14 protein-coding genes are annotated in these 16446 nt (G+C 70.0%); 6 read left to right on the forward strand and 8 right to left on the reverse strand.

Going from position 1 to position 16446, the window contains the following annotated elements; translation table 11 throughout:
* Nucleotides 1-308: 308 nt before the first annotated feature.
* On the reverse strand, nucleotides 309-482 hold the full coding sequence (locus tag ACIRR8_RS21995; protein WP_404067308.1) for a hypothetical protein: 174 nt from the start codon (nucleotides 480-482) through the stop codon (nucleotides 309-311).
* A 414-nt stretch (nucleotides 483-896) separates the two neighbouring features.
* On the opposite strand from ACIRR8_RS21995, the gene efeO reads away from it, so the two are divergent.
* From efeO to ACIRR8_RS22015, 4 genes are all read left to right on the forward strand, one after another.
* A complete protein-coding gene (gene efeO, locus ACIRR8_RS22000) occupies nucleotides 897-2060 on the forward strand; it encodes an iron uptake system protein EfeO (protein ID WP_404067311.1) in 1164 nt (387 codons plus the stop codon).
* A gap of 29 nt (nucleotides 2061-2089) precedes the next feature.
* The gene (gene efeB / locus ACIRR8_RS22005) at nucleotides 2090-3328 is read left to right on the forward strand and encodes an iron uptake transporter deferrochelatase/peroxidase subunit (RefSeq protein WP_404067314.1); all 1239 of its coding nucleotides are present in this window, start codon (nucleotides 2090-2092) and stop codon (nucleotides 3326-3328) included.
* Nucleotides 3329-3373: 45 nt separating this feature from the next.
* Nucleotides 3374-4222: an iron uptake transporter permease EfeU gene (gene efeU / locus ACIRR8_RS22010; protein ID WP_404067317.1), complete on the forward strand. Its 849-nt coding sequence runs from the start codon at nucleotides 3374-3376 to the stop codon at nucleotides 4220-4222.
* A 218-nt stretch (nucleotides 4223-4440) separates the two neighbouring features.
* On the forward strand, nucleotides 4441-5046 hold the full coding sequence (locus ACIRR8_RS22015) for a hypothetical protein (protein ID WP_404067319.1): 606 nt from the start codon (nucleotides 4441-4443) through the stop codon (nucleotides 5044-5046).
* A gap of 123 nt (nucleotides 5047-5169) precedes the next feature.
* On the opposite strand, the gene ACIRR8_RS22020 is transcribed toward ACIRR8_RS22015, so the two are convergent.
* From ACIRR8_RS22020 to ACIRR8_RS22050, 7 genes are all read right to left on the reverse strand, one after another.
* Entirely contained in the window at nucleotides 5170-6228 is a 1059-nt protein-coding gene (locus tag ACIRR8_RS22020; protein ID WP_404067321.1) for an ABC transporter ATP-binding protein, read from the reverse strand.
* A complete protein-coding gene (locus ACIRR8_RS22025) occupies nucleotides 6225-7640 on the reverse strand; it encodes an ABC transporter permease (RefSeq protein WP_404067323.1) in 1416 nt (471 codons plus the stop codon). The genes ACIRR8_RS22020 and ACIRR8_RS22025 overlap by 4 nt, the downstream gene beginning before the upstream one ends.
* 218 nt (nucleotides 7641-7858) lie before the next feature.
* Nucleotides 7859-8914 carry an iron ABC transporter substrate-binding protein gene (locus tag ACIRR8_RS22030; protein ID WP_404067325.1) on the reverse strand — a complete coding sequence of 352 codons (1056 nt, stop codon included), beginning with the start codon at nucleotides 8912-8914 and terminating at the stop codon, nucleotides 7859-7861.
* A 253-nt stretch (nucleotides 8915-9167) separates the two neighbouring features.
* Nucleotides 9168-10655, reverse strand: coding sequence for an ABC transporter ATP-binding protein (locus ACIRR8_RS22035; protein ID WP_404067328.1), 1488 nt, complete (start codon nucleotides 10653-10655; stop codon nucleotides 9168-9170).
* The gene (locus ACIRR8_RS22040; RefSeq protein ID WP_404067330.1) at nucleotides 10652-11497 is read right to left on the reverse strand and encodes an ABC transporter permease; all 846 of its coding nucleotides are present in this window, start codon (nucleotides 11495-11497) and stop codon (nucleotides 10652-10654) included. The genes ACIRR8_RS22035 and ACIRR8_RS22040 overlap by 4 nt, the downstream gene beginning before the upstream one ends.
* A complete protein-coding gene (locus ACIRR8_RS22045; RefSeq protein WP_404067333.1) occupies nucleotides 11494-12510 on the reverse strand; it encodes an ABC transporter permease in 1017 nt (338 codons plus the stop codon). Before ACIRR8_RS22045 ends, ACIRR8_RS22040 begins: the two co-directional genes overlap by 4 nt.
* Nucleotides 12498-14057 carry an ABC transporter substrate-binding protein gene (locus ACIRR8_RS22050; protein ID WP_404067336.1) on the reverse strand — a complete coding sequence of 520 codons (1560 nt, stop codon included), beginning with the start codon at nucleotides 14055-14057 and terminating at the stop codon, nucleotides 12498-12500. Before ACIRR8_RS22050 ends, ACIRR8_RS22045 begins: the two co-directional genes overlap by 13 nt.
* A 380-nt stretch (nucleotides 14058-14437) precedes the next feature.
* Between ACIRR8_RS22050 and ACIRR8_RS22055 the strand changes: the two genes are divergently transcribed.
* On the forward strand, nucleotides 14438-15424 hold the full coding sequence (locus ACIRR8_RS22055) for a TauD/TfdA family dioxygenase (protein ID WP_404067339.1): 987 nt from the start codon (nucleotides 14438-14440) through the stop codon (nucleotides 15422-15424).
* Between the two features lie 23 nt (nucleotides 15425-15447).
* Nucleotides 15448-16437: an ornithine cyclodeaminase family protein gene (locus ACIRR8_RS22060; protein WP_404067342.1), complete on the forward strand. Its 990-nt coding sequence runs from the start codon at nucleotides 15448-15450 to the stop codon at nucleotides 16435-16437.
* Nucleotides 16438-16446 lie beyond the last annotated feature (9 nt).

Here is a 16446-nt window from a genome sequence, read left to right on the forward strand (position 1 = left end):
CAGGTCACCGCACTCGCTGGTCCCCTCCGCAAGGAGGGACGACTCCAGGAGGCTGAGGGATTCGACCGGAACGCAGCGGAACCTCTCGCTGGACTACGGAGGTAGAGCAAGAGGCCCAGGGCCACTCCGGCTTTCCCTCAGCCGCAGTGGGCCCCCCTGTCTGCCGCTGTTCCGGCGTTCCGGAGGTGGACCGTCCACGATCGCGACCGCAAGCAGGGTCCACGTCGCGGCGAGCACACACCACCACACTGCACGGTGACGAGCCCGTTTCATGAGGGTGGAGGAGGACGCGGGTCCGTCGTCCGGGATCATGAGGCAGTGATCAGCGGACGCGGAGGGGCCCGGCCGAACAGGCACGCCGCCGTCCGCGCCTGCCGGGACAGCAGGAGCGCCAGGGTCGAAGCGATGAGGGCTCCGATGGCGAGACCGGCGATGGCATCGGGCGGGTAGTGGGCCCCGACCCACGCCCGGGAGGCTGCCATCGCCGGCCCGATTGACAGTCGCGGTCACACCGAGGCGTGCCGAGACGAACCACAGGGCGACCGCCGCTGCGGCACCCGTCGAGCCAGGACGGGGCGCTGTGCGCCGGGTGCCGCCACGGGGCCCGTCCCGGCCCCGGCCCGTGCCCTACTGTCTCCGGTGCCCGTACGCCGCATGGTTCCGGCGCTGCCGCTTATCGCCCTGCTGTGCACGGCAGCCGCGGCATCGTCCCCGGACCGTGCCGTCCGGCTGCACCGCGGCATCGAGGCCGCGCAGGACGAACACCCCTCTGCGTGGCTCTCACTTCGAGGTGTGATTAGGGCAGCCTTTCCTGACCGTCTACATTTACGTAGACTCCGCTGCGGCCGGGCGGCTGCGCCCGCGCTCTCGGCTCACCCGCGCGAATTGAGGCACCCATGTCCGCCAGACCCCGACACCTCCTCCTCGGCACCGGCACCGCGATAGCCGTCGCCGTGGCCCTGTCGGGCTGCACGCAGAAGGCGACGGGCGAGGACGGCGCCGTCTCCGTGACCGCCTCGGACACGGCGTGCAAGCTCTCCAGCACGGAGTTCCCCGCCGGACACGTCAGCCTGGCCCTGGAGAACAAGGGCTCCAGGATCACCGAGGTGTACGTCCTCTTCCCCGACGACCGGATCGCGGCCGAGCGCGAGAACATCGGCCCCGGCACCAAGGCCACACTGGTCACCGAACTCAAGGCGGGCGACTACGAGATCGTGTGCAAACCCGGCATGAAGGGCGACGGCATCCGGCAGAAGGTCACGATCACCGGCGAGAACTCAGCCGCCAAGCGCAGCCCGGAAGCCGACGCCGCCGTCGCCGCCTACCGCTCCTACGTGCTCGCGCAGGCCGAGCAGACCCTGCCCAGGACGAAGAAGTTCACCGACGCTGTCAAGGCCGGCGACATCGAGCGGGCGAAGAATCTCTACGCCCCGTCCCGGATCGGATGGGAGCGCACCGAACCGGTGGCTGAGTCCTTCGGCGACATCGACCCCAAGGTCGACGTCCGCGAGGACGGCCTGGAGGACGGGCAGGACCCCAAGACCGACTGGACCGGCTGGCACCGCCTGGAGAAGGCGCTGTGGCAGGACAAGAAGATCGGCGACCGCGAGAAGGAACTCGCCGGTCAGCTGATGACGGACCTGAACGACTGGGTGAAGAAGGTCGGCACCGCGGAGATCACTCCGACCTCGATGGCCAACGGTGCCAAGGAACTCCTCGACGAGGTCGCCTCCGGCAAGGTCACCGGCGAGGAGGAACGCTACTCGCACACCGACCTGGTCGACTTCAAGGCCAACCTTGAGGGCGCGCAGAAGTCGTACGACCTGCTGAAGCCGATCGCCCGGAAGAACGACCCCACGCTGGTCAAGGAACTCGACAAGCAGTTCGCGTCCCTGACCGAGCAGTTGGACGCCTACCGCACCGACGACGGCGCGGACAAGGACTCTTACACCTACACGTCCTACGACAAGGTCCCCGAGGCCGAGCGCAAGGACCTCTCCGACGGCGTCAACGCGCTGGCGGAGCCGCTGTCCAAGCTCGCCGCCGCCGTGGCGAAGTGAACCGTACGGCACAACAGGCAGGAACAGGCATGTCCGATCAGCCGCAAAGCGCCGCCTTCTCGCGGCGCGCGGTACTCGGCTGGGGCGGCGCCGGGCTCGCGCTGGGCGCCGCCGCAGCGGGCGGCGCTGCTGCTGTCGCGGGCTCCGGCCAGGACAGCAGCCCGTCCGGCGACGGCGCCGTCGCTTTCCACGGCCCGCATCAGGCAGGCATCGCCACCCCGGTCCAGGACCGGCTGCACTTCGCGGCCTTCGACGTGAAGACGAGTGAGCGCACCGGGCTGATCCGCATGCTCAAGGACTGGACCCGGGCCGCCGAGCGGATGACGGCGGGGCGCGCGGTCGGCGACGGTGCATACGGAGGCATGCCGGAGGCGCCGCCCGACGACACCGGCGAGGCACTCGGCCTGCCGCCGTCCCGCCTCACACTCACCATCGGCTTCGGCCCCTCCCTCTTCGACGACCGGTTCGGCCTGACCCAGCGCAGGCCCGAGGCCCTGGTGGACCTGCCGAAGTTCCCCGGCGACAACCTCGATCCGGCCCGTAGCGGCGGCGATCTGTGCGTGCAGGCGTGCGCGGACGATCCGCAGGTCGCCGTGCACGCCATGCGCAACCTGGCCCGGATCGGGTTCGGCACGGTCGCGGTGCGCTGGTCCCAGCTCGGCTTCGGCAAGACGTCCTCGACCACGCCCGACGCCCAGACCCCGCGCAACCTGTTCGGGTTCAAGGACGGCACCCGCAACGTCGCCGGCACCGACACCGACGCCCTCGACCGGCACGTCTGGGCCACCGGCCAGGGCAGGGCCGCCTGGATGGAGGGAGGTTCCTACCTGGTGGCGCGCCGGATCCGGATGAAGATCGAGACCTGGGACCGCACCTCCCTCCAGGAGCAGGAGGACATCTTCGGCCGCGACAAGCGCGAGGGCGCAGCGGTCGGCAAAGCTCGCGAGCACGACGAGCCGTTCCTGAAAGCGATGAAGCCGGACTCGCACGTGCGGCTCTCCCACCCCGACTCCAACCACGGGGCGAGCGTCCTGCGGCGCGGCTACTCCTTCACCGACGGCACCGACGGCCTCGGCCGCCTGGAGGCCGGCCTGTTCTTCCTCGCCTACCAGCGCGACCCGCGCACCGGGTTCATTCCCGTCCAGAGGAGCCTGGCGCGTTCCGACGCGCTCAACGAGTACATCCAGCACGTGGGTTCGGCCCTGTTCGCCGTCCCGCCGGGCGTCCGTGACACGGACGACTGGTGGGGCCGGGCACTGTTCACCTGACCCACCACATTGCCCCACCGCCTCAACCGGAGAAAGGACCCCGGCGTGTTCGGCAACTACCTGATCGGACTGCGCGAGGGGCTGGAGGCGAGCCTCGTCGTCTGCATCCTCATCGCCTACCTCGTCAAGACCGGCAACAAGAGCCGGCTGGCGCCGGTATGGACGGGCGTCGCCATCGCCGTCGCGGTCTCGCTCGCCTTCGGAGCCCTGCTCCAGTTCGGGTCCTCCACCCTCACCTTCCAGGCCCAGGAGATCCTCGGCGGCACCCTGTCCATCCTGTCGGTGGGCCTGGTCACGTGGATGGTGTTCTGGATGCGGCGCACCGCCCGCCACCTTACGAGCGAGCTCCAGGGCAAGCTGGATGCCGCGCTCGCCCTCGGCACCGGTGCGCTGGTGATTACCGCCTTCTTCGCCGTCGGCCGTGAAGGGCTGGAAACGTCCCTGTTCATCTGGACCGCCGTGCAGGCCAGTGGCGACGGGGTCCGCCCGCTCGTCGGAGCCCTCCTCGGCCTGGCCACCGCGGTGGTGCTGGGCTGGCTGTTCTACCAGGGCACCCTGCGTATCAACCTTGCCAAGTTCTTCCGCTGGACCGGCGCCATGCTCGTCATCGTGGCCGCCGGCGTCCTCGCCTACGGCATCCATGATCTGCAAGAAGGCGATGTCCTGCCGGGGCTGCGCACCATCGCCTTCGACATCAGCGGCACGATCCCGCCCGACTCCTGGTACGGCACACTCCTCAAGGGCATCTTCAACTTCCAGCCCGACCCGACCGTCCTCCAGGTCGTCGTCTGGCTGCTCTACCTCCTGCCCGTCATGGCGCTCTTCCTCGCCCCCGAACGCACCCGCTCGTCGACGAAGGCACCGCAGACCACGAGCCGGCCGAGCACCGAGTGACCAGAACGCCGGTTGCCCCTCACTTCCGGGCTGTGCGGGCCCACGGCGACCGGCAGCCTGAGACACCCCGCACACCGCCACCACGGCCCCGGCCCACTGCTGTCGGGCCGCCGGTCCCGCCCCGTCGGTGATCAGACGATCGGCGCATCCCGGTGGGCGCCTGGACCCCGATACCGTCCACAACTCGCCACCTTTGCAGCTGCCCTGGGAGGGAGATGATGTACGAAAGCAAGAGGCCCGACGTCGAATCGGTCAACGCGGCTCTGCCGCAGGCCGAACAGGTGGTGGAATGGTTGGCCGCCCGCGACCAGGCGGAGCAGACCATCCGCGCGTCCTTGGGGGGTCTGCCCGGCGAACGCGAAGTACGGCTCGCACGGATGGCCGACGTCCTCCAGGCCACCGCCCAGGGGCTCGGGCCGCAGGCTGCCGCCGTGTGGGCGGGCGTGCCCGAGCACCTTCTCCAGCAGTGGCTGGCCAACGACGTGGACTTCGCCGCCGCCGTCCGGGCGGCCGCCGCTCTCGCCTCCGTCAACGGACTTGAGCCCGGTGAGCCGAAGACTCCGGCGATGATCCGCGTGGTGATCCTGGCCATGACCGGGGGCGAGTCGTTCGAGACAGCTTCCGAAGTGGTGGGACTCAGTCCCTACAAACTGCGCAAACTGTGGCACGCCTCGCCCACCCTCGTCGCTCTGGTGGATGCGGCGCGGCGCGTCCGGCCGCGCAAGCCGAGGACCTACGTCCCCTCGACGTACCGGCCCAGAAGGGCCGGCCCCAAGCCTCCCTCCACCAGCAGATACCGCCTCGTGCAGCGCGACGAATCGTGATGGGTGGCCGCTGCTGCCGAGGCGAGGGACCTGTCGGCGGTACCAGTGGTCCGACACCGATGTTCCGGCACCCGGGTACACCGGCATCCCGCGACGGCGGGCGCCGGCCTCGTACGGGGTCGTTCACGACCCGTCCGCGTGCCATGTGGCCCGACCGGAGACAACGATCGTCACCGCGTCGCCTGGACGTGCCGGGACAGAGCCGAGGACTCGTGCCGTGACCACACCGCTGATTCCCGGCACTCCGACTCTGACCGTGCTGTGGTGTCCGTGGAACTCAACGGATTGAACAGTTGCCATGCCGCCGTGGCCGTCGTCGGCACCCTGCACCAGGACCACTTGCTCCGGCCTGATGACGGCGACGCCCGTCCCGCCCGGTGCCGGTGTGTAGAGCTGAACATCGCCCAACGCCGTCGCTACGGTCGCGCCCTGCGCCATGCCGGGGAGCCGGACGGCGTCACCGACGAAGGAGGCCGTCCAGAGGTCGGCGGGCCTGTGGTAAACGTCGTGCGGCGTTCCGCACTGGACCACTCGTCCGTTACGCATCACGGCGACCAGGTCCGCGCTCGAAAGAGCCTCCTCCTGGTCGTGCGTGACCAGGACGCCTGTGGCACCGGCCGCAGCCAGCGCGGCGCGTACGTCATCGCGGATACCGGCCCGCAGGGCGCTGTCCAGTGCGTTGAAAGGCTCGTCGAGCAGCACGATCGCAGGGCTCGGCGCAAGGGCCCGGGCCAGGGCGACGCGCTGTTGCTGGCCGCCGGAGAGTTCATGCGGCATCCGGCTTCCGTAGCCGTTCAGACCGACCAGCTCCAGCAGTTCACCGACCCGCTTCCCGCGCGACGCCGACGCCGACGCACCGCGCGGAAGCCCGAAGGCGATGTTGCGCGCGACGGTCAGATGCGGGAAGAGAGCGCCTTCCTGAGGAACGATGCCGACGCGCCGCTTCTCCGGCGGCACGTGCAGACCAGGACCGGTGACGGTCCGGGAACGGATGTCCACGGTGCCGGAGTCGGGACGCAGAAAACCCGCCACGATGCGCAACATCGTGGTCTTTCCGCAGCCCGACGGCCCCAGCACAGCGGCCAGACAGCCTTCGGGCACCGTCAGGTCGAGCCCGTCGAGCACCGGCCGGTTCAAAGAATCGTACGAAGCGGTCAGCCCCGCAATGCGCAGGTCGGTCATGTGCGGTGCCTTCCGAGCAAATAGGAGGGGACGGCGGCGATGGCGATCAGCACCGCGGCGTACGGTGCCGCGGCGGCGTAGGAGGCTGTTCCGGTCTCGGTCCACAGCCGCGTGGCGAGTGTGTCCATGCCGGTCGGGCGGAGCAGGAGGGTTGCCGGCAGCTCCTTCATCCCGACGACGAACGTGAGAGCGGCGCCCGCGGCAATTCCCGGTGCGGCCAGGGGGACGGTGACGCGGCGAAGCACGGCGAGCGGACCGTGCCCCAGCGACCGGGCCACATCCTCCAGCACGGGAGGTGCCTGGAGCACCGCCGCGCGGGTGCTCGCCACCGCGACGGGCAGGAAGAGGACGGTGTACGCCGCGACCAGGAGAGGCAGTTCCTGGTAGAGCGGATACACGTACCGTACGGCGAGGAAGACCATGGCGAGGGCGACCGTGATGCCGGGGACGGCGTGGCCCGCGTAGGCAGCCTGCTCCAGCAGACGGGCGCTGCGGGTGCGGTAGCGCGCAGCGAGTACGCCGACCGGTAGTGCGAGCGCGACGGTCGCCGCGGCGCCGAGCGTCGCGACCAGGACCGTGTTGCCGGTGGTCTCCAGGAGGAGATCGGGTTCCCAGGTACGCGAGTTGCCCACCGTCAGCCAGTAGCCGAGGGTGCCGACCGGAAAGGCGACGCCGGCGGCGGCAACCGCCGTGGACCAGGCCAGCGCGGGCCAGCGCCATCGTCCGAGAGCGATGCGGCGCACGGCACGGGGCGCTCCGCTTCCGGTGCTGAAGTGCACGCCCCGGCCCCGGGTCCGCGATTCGGCGGCCACCAGGAGGACGGTGATCACCACGAGCACGACACCCAGGGCCGCGGCCGGCGTCCGGTCGAAACTTGCCTTGTACGACGTGTGGATGGCCCGGGTGAACGTCTCGTACCGCATGATCGAGACCGCGCCGAAGTCGGAGAGCACATACAGCGCGACGAGCAGGGACCCGCCCGCGGCGGCAGGGCGCAACTGAGGCAGGGTCACCCGCCGGAACGCGGCGAAGGGACCGTGCCCCAGCGAACGCGCCGCCTCTTCCTGCGCAGGGTCCATCCGCCGCAGCGCCGCTGTGACCGGGAGGTACACATAGGGGTAGCTCACGAGCGTGAGCACCAGTGCCGCGCCGGTGAAGCCGGCCAGCTCGTCCTCGGCCGAGATCCAGGCGAAACCGGCTGCGTAGCTCGGCACGGCCAGGGGCAGCGTGGCCAGCACGGACCACAGGCGGGCGCCGGGCAGGGCCGTACGGCTCGTCAGCCACGCGAGCGAGATACCGATGACCAGGCTCGCGACCACGACGACAGCCGCCAACCCGATGCTGCGCATCAGGAGTTCCGCCACGCGGTCTCCCGCGATGACGTCCCAGGTGAAGGCCGGTCCGCGCTCCATCGCGCGAACCCCGAGGTACAGGAGCGGCAGAAGGGCCACGATCGCGGCGACAAAGGCGGCGGCGAGCAGCGGCAGAGGAGGACGCCGGCGACCGGGTACGCGCCGGCGCGCCCACCTTTCCCGTGCGGACGGCGCGGCGGCACCGTCCACACGGCGACGAGGGGGCGTGAGCAGAACCCGGCGCCTGGACGCCCGGGAACCGGGTGCTTTCACGTGGGTCAGACCATCCCGGCTTCCTGGAGCATCTCCAGGGTCACGTCGAGGGACTCGAGCTTGCTGAGGTCGACCTCCGGGGTGCCGATCGAGTCGAGTTCCGGCAGCTCGTCCTTGCTGGACACGCCCGCGGCGAGCGGGTATTCGTGAGTCTCGTCGGCGAAGTAGGTCTGCGCCTGCTCCGACAGCAGGAAGTCCACAGCCTTCTGGGCCGTGGCGTCGGCGTCGGTGCCCTTGAGGACGCCGACTCCCGCGACGTTCACGAGAGCGCCCGGGTCGCCCTTCGTCGGGAAGCTGAGCTTGGCCTTGATCTTGTCCTCGCCGACCTCGGCGGCCTTCTCGTACCAGTAGTAGTGGTTGATGAGACCGAGTTCCGCCTTGCCCGCGTTCACGGCGTCGAGCACCGCGCCGTTCTTCTCGAACACCTGGGGCTCGTTGGCCTTGAAGTCCTTGAGCCAGGTACGCGTGGCGTCTTCGCCCTTCATGACACGCATGCCGGTGACGAACGCCTGGAACGAGGCGTTGGTCGGGGCGTATCCGACCTTGCCCTTCCACTCGGGCTTCGTCAGGTCGTCGACCGACGAGGGAGCGTTCTTGACCTTGTCGCCGTTGTACGCGATGACGCGAGCCCGGCCCGAGACACCGATCCACGTCCTGTCCTCCGCCCGGAACGCCTTGTCCACCGCGTCGAGCGACTTCTGCGGCAGCTCCGCCAGGCGTCCGTTCTTGCCCAGGGCTCCCAGGGCACCGGCGTCCTGCGAGAAGAACAGGTCGGCCTTGGTCTTGTCGCCCTCTTCGAGGAGCTGGGCGGCGAGTTCGGCGCTGTCTCCGTACCGGACCTCGACCTTGGCGCCCGTGGCCTTCTCCAGGTCCTTGAGCAGGGGGGCGATGAGCTCTTCGCTCCGCCCCGAGTAGACGACGAGGCTGGAGTTCTCCGCTGCGGGCTTCTCGGAGGCGCTGGCCCCCTTGCTGTCCGACTCCCCGCCGCAGGCAGCGAGGAACGGGAGCGAGAGAGCGGTGACGGCGAGCACACACGCGCGACTGGGCCTGGACCAAGACATGGCAAAACCTTTCCCAAGAAAGAGCAATTTCTACTTAGGCTAGCCTAAGTTTTGGCAAAATCGTCCAGCTCTTCGGTAGCTTTTGATCCGATAAATAACGATTCGACGGCGGCCGTATCGGAGGCAGACCGGAACGGGCCGGCCCGACGGGGCGTCCACTCGTCGGTCTGGTGGGGCCGGCACGGTTGCCTGGTGATCGTGGGCACGTCCGGCCGAGCCACCGACCGCTGAAGTCCGGTGCCCGGCTGGGGCGTCAGGTGCGCAGCAGTCGGGCCGTGGGGCCGCTGTCGGTCATGTGGCCTGCGTTCAGCAGGTGGACGGTGTCGGTGTAGCGGGCGATCAGGTGGTGTTCGTGGGAGACCACGATGAGGGCCACGTGGTGTTGCGAGCGCAGGCGGGTGAGCAGTTCCATGATGCCGAGGGCGGTGTCCGCGTCGAGGGCGGAGGTGACTTCGTCGCAGAGCAGGATGTCGGGGCGGGCGGCGAGGGCACGTGCGATGGAGACGCGTTGGCGCTGTCCGCCGGAGAGTTCGCCGGGGTAGCGGTCGGCGTGCTCGGCGGGCAGGTCGACCTGGGCGAGGAGTTCGGTGACGCGGGCGGACCGGCCGCTTCTGGGCAGGTCTGTGTGGAGGCGCAGGGGCCTGGCCAGTTGCCGGCCGATGGTGTGACGGGGGTTGAGGGTCGCCAGCGGGTTCTGCGGGACGAGCTGGATGCGGCGCCGTTGTTCCCGCGTACGGCGTTGGACATGTGCGGCCAGCGGGTCGCCGTCGAGGGTGAGGTGTCCGCTGTGGTTGGGGTGGAGTCCGGCCAGGACGCGCAGGAGAGTGGTCTTGCCGGAGCCGGAGGGACCGATGACGGCGGTGGCTGTACCAGGGGCCGCGTCGAACGCCACGTCGGTGAGGGCGACGCTCTTTCGGCGGCGGTTGCCGAAGTGGGCGTTGACCGCCACTGCCGCGATTCCGCCGCCGGAGGGAGTGGGGCGCGGGTCGGCGGTGCTGGGCAGGTCAACGGCTGTGCTGGCTGGGGGCGCGGCGCTGGGCGTGAGCCGGATGGTGTGTTCGGCGCAGGTTTCGGCGAGGTGGGCGTCGTGGGTGGCGATCACGACGGCGAGGTTCCGGCTGGTGGCGAGGCGCCGCAGCAGGTGCGCGATCTCTTCCCGTACTGCGTGGTCGAGTCCGGCGGTGGGCTCGTCCAGGAGAAGGATCCTGGGGTCGCGGGCCAAGGCGCGGGCGAGCGCGAGGCGTCGCTGCTGGCCCCCGGAGAGTGCTGTGGGCCGGCGGTCGGCGATGCCGGTGTCGACGGGCAGGCGGCATTCGGCCAGCAGCTCACGTACCGCCTTGTCGCCCGGTTCGGTGGCGAGTTCGGCGACCAGACGGCGAGCGGTCATACGCGGGTTGAGGGCCGAGCCGGGGTCCTGGCCGACGTACGCGACCGCAGTCCGGCGCAGCGCGCGCAGCTCCTTGTCCGACAGGCGGTGCGGTGTGCGGCCGAGAACGTCGAGGGTTCCGGTGATGGCGGCCCCCGGGGGGAGGTGGCCGATGAGGGCGCGCAGCAGAGTGGTCTTGCCGGAGCCCGAGGCGCCCATGAGGGCGGTGACCCGCCCCGCGTGTATCTCAGCGGTCGTCGCGGGTAGCAGGACCGGCCCCTGCGGAAGCCGCACTTGGAGGCCCGACACGGTGATGAGCGGCGCGGGAGGCATGGGTGCCGAGGTGGGGGCGGGGAGGGGGGCGAGTTCGCTCATGAGCGGGTCACCGCCTTCGCTGTGGTGTCGGGGGCCAGGGCCGAAGTTGCCAGGTTGGCCGTGATCGCCAGCAGAGCGATGGCCAGGCTGGGGGCGATGACGGCCCAGGGGTTGAGGAGGATGCCGGAGGCGTTCTCCCGGACCATCAACGACCAGTCCGAGGCGGGCGGCTGGGGCCCGATCTGGAGGAATCCGGCCATGGCAATGACGTAGAAGGCTTCCACAAACCGCAGGCCGAAGAGGGTGAGGAGGGTGCCGCGGAGGTTGGGCAGGATTTCGCGCAGCGCTATGTAGGTGGTCGACTCACCGCGGGTCAGAGCTGCTTCGACGTACCCGGCGGTGGTGAGCGGGGATGCCGCTGAGGCGACGACCCGGACTGCGTACGGGGTGCCGAGGACGATGGCGGCGGCGATCACCGCCCACCGTCCGCCGCCGGGCCACGCCAGGGCGATGAGCATGATGCCCAGCAGTGGTGGCAGGAGGATCGCGACGTCCGCGCTGCGCTCGACCGCACGGCCGAGTGCCGGCCGCAGCGCAGCGGTGATGCCGACCAGCGTGGCAGTGAGAGCGATGACGACGGCGACGAGGAGAGCGCCGGCGATGAGGAGGGTGCCGCCGTGCAGGACACGGCTCAGGACGTCGCGGCCCAGCTGGTCCCCGCCCAGCACGGCACCGTCGCCCGGTGCGGCGAACGGTGCCGTGACCGGGGTGTCCACGGTGAGCGGAGCGATCAGCGGCCCGGCGAGCGCGACCAGCAGCGGCAGCACGGCCACCACCGCGAGCGCGATGGTCCTGGCCCGGCGGGATTCCCGGCGTACGGCCACAGGCAGGACGGCGGTCATGCGCGGACTCCCAGGGTCGCCTGACGGATGAGGTCGGCTGCCAGCAGGACGAGACTGACGACGGCACCGGCGCAGATGACCACTCCGGCGATCAGCGGGGTGTCGCGCGCTGCGACCGCTCCGGCCAGGACGGTTCCGATACCGGGGTAGTTGAACAGGGTCTCCACGACGACCGCCCCGCTGAACAGCAGGCCGGTGGAGGTGGCGATGCCCGTGGCGATGGCCGGTACGGCGCCGGGCAGCTGGTGGCTCATCAGGATCCGGCGCAGCGGCAGACCGTCCAGGTGCGCCGCCTCGACGTGCGGGGTGGACGCCTGGTCGGCCAGCGCGCCCCGCACGACGCGGGTGTTCCAGCCGGTCTGAGGGATGACCAGGGCCAGAACCGGCATGATCAGCATGGTCCAGGTCGCGGGCCTGCCGTCCCCGCCGGTCACGGTGACCGCGGGCAGCCAGCCTGTCCACAGGGACAGCACCAGCAGCAGCAGCGCCGAGACCACGAACTCCGGGACCGCGAACGCGGCGGTCGTGGCGTGCGAGATCGCGCGGTCGGTCAGGCGACCGGGGCGGGCGGCTGCCCAGCAGCCCAGCAGCAGTGAGAGCACGACGGTGATCACGAGCGCGGAGAGTGCGAGCACGAGCGTGTTGGGCAGCGGGTCGGCGAGGAGCTCGGTGACCTTCTGCCCACGGGCGGACGTACCGAGGTCTCCGGTGGGCAGGGCGGTCATCCAGTCGGTGAACCGCTCCCACACCGGCCGGTCCAGGCCCAGCAGGTGACGGCGCTCGGCGAGATCGGCCGCGCTCTCCCCGCGTTCGGCCGAGGCGCTGGCCGCATCGCCCGGCAGCAGTTCGATGGCCGAGAACACCAGAGCGAGCAGCACGACCAGCATCAGGACCCGCCGCCCGAGGGTCCCCGCGATCCGGGCGACGAGGTGTGCCGGCCGGCGTGGCCCGGTGGCCGCCCCAGCACCGGCGGCGGCCACCGGTGCGGGGGTCTTCGGGGTCAACGCAGCCACACGCCTTCGAGCTGCACGCGTCCGTATCCGGCGAGCTCGGGAAGGTTCCGCACCTTCGCTGCGGCCAGGTCGATGCCGTCGGCCATGCCCCACAGCAGGTATCCGGAGCGCTCATACTCGATCCTCTGGAGTTCCATGAGTGCTGCCGTGCGCTGCTTCGGATCGGCGGTGCCGATGACCTTGCGGTAGGCGGCGTCGAAGCCCGCGTCGTTCCAGCCGGCCTCGTTCTGGCCTGCTTCGCCGACCATGGTCTTGGAGGCGAAGAAGACCACCGAGTCGTTCGTCCCCCAGTAGGTGACGTAGAAGTCGCCGGTCTTCCAGGTCTTCTCGTAGAACGCGCCGGACTCCTGCTTGACGACCTTGATCTTGACCCCGGCCTCGCGGGCCTGGTTGGCGAACAGCGTCGCGGAGTCGGCGAGGCCGGATATGTCCTCGGTGGTGACCAGCTCGTACGTCTTGGAAAGGTCGAAGCCGGCGTCCTTCAGCAGCTGCTTCGCCTTGGCCACATCGCGCTTGCGCTGCGGAATGCCCTTGGCGTAATCGGGGTCGCCGGTGCCCAGGATGTCGTTGGCGACGGTGCCGTAGCCGGACAGGACCTGCTTGACCATCGCCTCGCGGTCCACGACCAGGCGCATCGCCTCGCGGACCCGCTCGTCCGCGAACGGGCTGCCCTTCGCGGTCCGCATGACGATCGGCATGGCCATGTCGTCGGTCCGGCGCAGCACCTGCAGGTCCTTGCGGGACTCGGCGGTACGGGCGGCGACGGCACCGGCGTTGGAAGCCAGGTCGATCTGGCCGGCCAGCAGGGCGTTCGTCATGGCCTGCGGGGTCTCGAACATGGTGACCTCGATCGCGTCGAGGTGCACCTTCGGGCCGTACCACTTTTCGTTGCGCACGAGGCGGGCGTTGCCGCCCCGGAACCAGTCCAGCTGGAACGGGCCGGTGCCGGGCGCCTTGGCGATCTCCGCGTCCTTGGTGTCCTTCTTCATCACGAAGGACGAGAACCGGGTCATGAGGGGGAACTCGGCGTTGGCGTAGTCGGAGACGACCACGACGGTGTCCGTGCCCTGTGCGCTGATGTTCTTCGCCTGGATACCGGGAAGACGCGCTGCCCCGGAAGGGGTGTTGCGCAGCCGCTTCAGCGACCACACGACGTCCTCGGCGGTTACCGGTGTGCCGTCGTGGAACACCGCGCCCTGGGCAATCTTGAACTTCCAGGTCTTCAGGTCCGCCGACGGCTCCCACGACGTGGCCAGGCGCGGGGCTGTGTTCGTCCTGGCGCCGGGCACGGTGAGCGTGTCGAAGACCAGCGCGAGGATGAGGTAGTCGCTCTCGTTGCCCTGCGTCCCGTGCGGGTCTCGCGTGATCGCACTCGCCCGCCCCAGCGCACCCACCCTCAAAGTGCCGCCGGAACGGGGCTTCTCGTCTGCCTCACCAGAGGCCGCTGTGCCTTCGGGCTTCTCACTGCCGCCGCCGCAGGCAGCGAGAAGTCCCGCCGCTCCGAGGGCGGTGCCGGCCCACAGCAGCTGTCGTCTGGTGACGCCCACGTCTGGTTCCTCGTCTCAGGTTCGCGCTCGGTGTTTCTTAGGGTCACCTAACCGAACTCAGCCATCCTTCGCAAGCCGCTCAGCCCCACCCCCTCCCCCACCGAGGGGCGGCGAAATTCATAGAACTTTGCTGCTCAGAAGTGTTTTTGATGGACCATCAGCTCTGCGCGGAATGGCCGAAAATTAGTCTACGTTGATGTAGTCAATCGATCCGGTTAGGGTTGCCTGAGTAGTTCGGCGTTGTTACGTTCCCGATGTCCGGCGGTGCTCCGAGCCGCGTAGCGCCGCCGACCATTTCGCCTACTTCTCCCCTTTCTCGAGCCGGTGCGGTGATGCCGCATGCCCGCGCTTCGGTTCGCCCTGCCCCGGAAGGTCCCATCGTGCCCACCTGCCCTGCCCCGGTACGCTCCCTCGACCCCGCCGCCGCAGCGGAACTGACCACCGCAGCGGCCGAACTGCTGGCCGAGCACGGCTCCGCCACCTCGCCCGAACTGCTCACGGCCCTCCCCGAGGCATGCGCACGCCTCGGGGACACGGTTCGGCAGGCCCTGCGCCCCGTGGACACCGCCGACGGACTCTTCGTCCTGCGCGGTCTCCATCTCGATGACACCGAACTGGGTTACACGCCCGGCCACTGGTCGACGGTCGGCGACGCGGGTGCGGTCTGGGACGTAGTGCTGCTGCTCGTCTCCACGCTGATGGGCACCCCGATCGCCTGGGACGGGCAGCAGGAGGGCCGGTTCGTGCACAACATCGTTCCCTCGCCCGGGCACGAAAGCGAGCAGACCGGTGCGTCCAGCGGTGTGCTGCTCACGCCGCACACCGAGGACGCCTTCCACCCGGGCCGCGCGCACCTGCTCCTGCTGTGCTGCATGCGCAACCACGACAACATCGCGACCACCGCCGCCAGCATCCGCCGGACGGCTCTCGCGCGGGCCGATGTGGAACAGCTCCAGCGCCCGGTCGTACCGATCCTGCCGGACGACGCCTACGAGGACGCCCAGCAGTTCGCCGGCCGTCCCGCGCCCGTTCCGACCTTGTTCGACACTTCCGAGGGTCTGACCATGCGGTTCGACCCGGCCTACACACCGATGCACGAAGCCGACACCGAGTGGCGCGAGGCATACCGACGCCTGGAGGACGAACTGGCCCGGGTCTCGGTCGCGGTGAGCCTGGAGCCCGGCGACATCCTGGTCGTGGACAACGACATCGTCGTCCACGGCCGGGTTCCCTTCACCGCCCGCTTCGACGGAACCGACCGCTGGCTCAAGCGCGCCTCCGTGCGCGTCACCGGACGGCCGACCCGCCCGGCCGTCGAGGCCCACGAGCACGGATACGGCCAGGCAGCCCTCCTCGCCTTCTCCTGACCGGACGGGAAAAGAATCACGCCGTGGAAACCGACGACAAGAGCCTGCGCATCCTCACCCGCCGCGACGTCGACGCCATCGACATCACCCTCACCGACGTCCTCGATGTCGTCGCGCAGGCCATCAGACCCCTCGCGGACGGGACATCGGCCAACCCCGCCAAGCTGTCCGTCAGCCCGCCCGACAACAGCTCCGTCTCGTACGCGATGCTCGGCCGGGACGGAAACCGCCAGGTCGTCGCCATCCGCGCCTCCTACCGGCACGACCCGCACCAGGACCGTGCCCAACTGCGGCACTACACCACCCTCACCCTGTACGACGACGCCGCCGGACTGCCGCTGGCACTCATGGACTGCGGCCGGATCGGCTCCCTGCGCACCCCGGCCGTCTCCGCCCTCATGGCCCGGGCATGCGCCGCCCCGCACGCTCGCACCGCGTTGCTGATCGGCACCGGGACCACCGCCCGCATGGCGCTGCCTCTTCTGGTGACCGCACTGCCGGATCTGGAGCGGCTGACGCTGTTCGGTACCCACCCCGACGGCATCTCGGCCGTGTGCGAGCAGTTCGCCGCCCACTTCCCCGACCGCAAGGTGGAAGTCGTCACCGACCTACGGGCAGCGGCCAAGGAGGCCGACATCCTGATCGGCACCGCCGGCCCCACGACCCCGGCGGCCGTCGAGTCCGGCTGGCTCAAACCAGGGGCCCTGTCCATCCTGGTCGGCTACGGACTCGCACCCTCCACCCTGCACCGCGCTGACCGCGTCATCGCCACCAGCGCCGAACAGATGGCCCACACCGGCAGCGACCTCGTCCACCCGGACGGCACGCTCCGCCCCGTCGACGTCGAACTCGCCGACATCCTCTCCGGACGGACCGCAGGACGCACGCGCCCCACCGAGCGGATCTTCGCCTACAACAGTGGCCTCGTCGTCACCGACATCGGCCTCGGCCACCGCTTCGCCCAGCTCGCCCTCGAACAGAACCTCGGAACGGAGATACCCCTGTGGAAGTAGCCTCAGGCT

This window comes from Streptomyces sp. NPDC101178 (genome assembly GCF_044767965.1).
GTDB lineage: Bacteria > Actinomycetota > Actinomycetes > Streptomycetales > Streptomycetaceae > Streptomyces.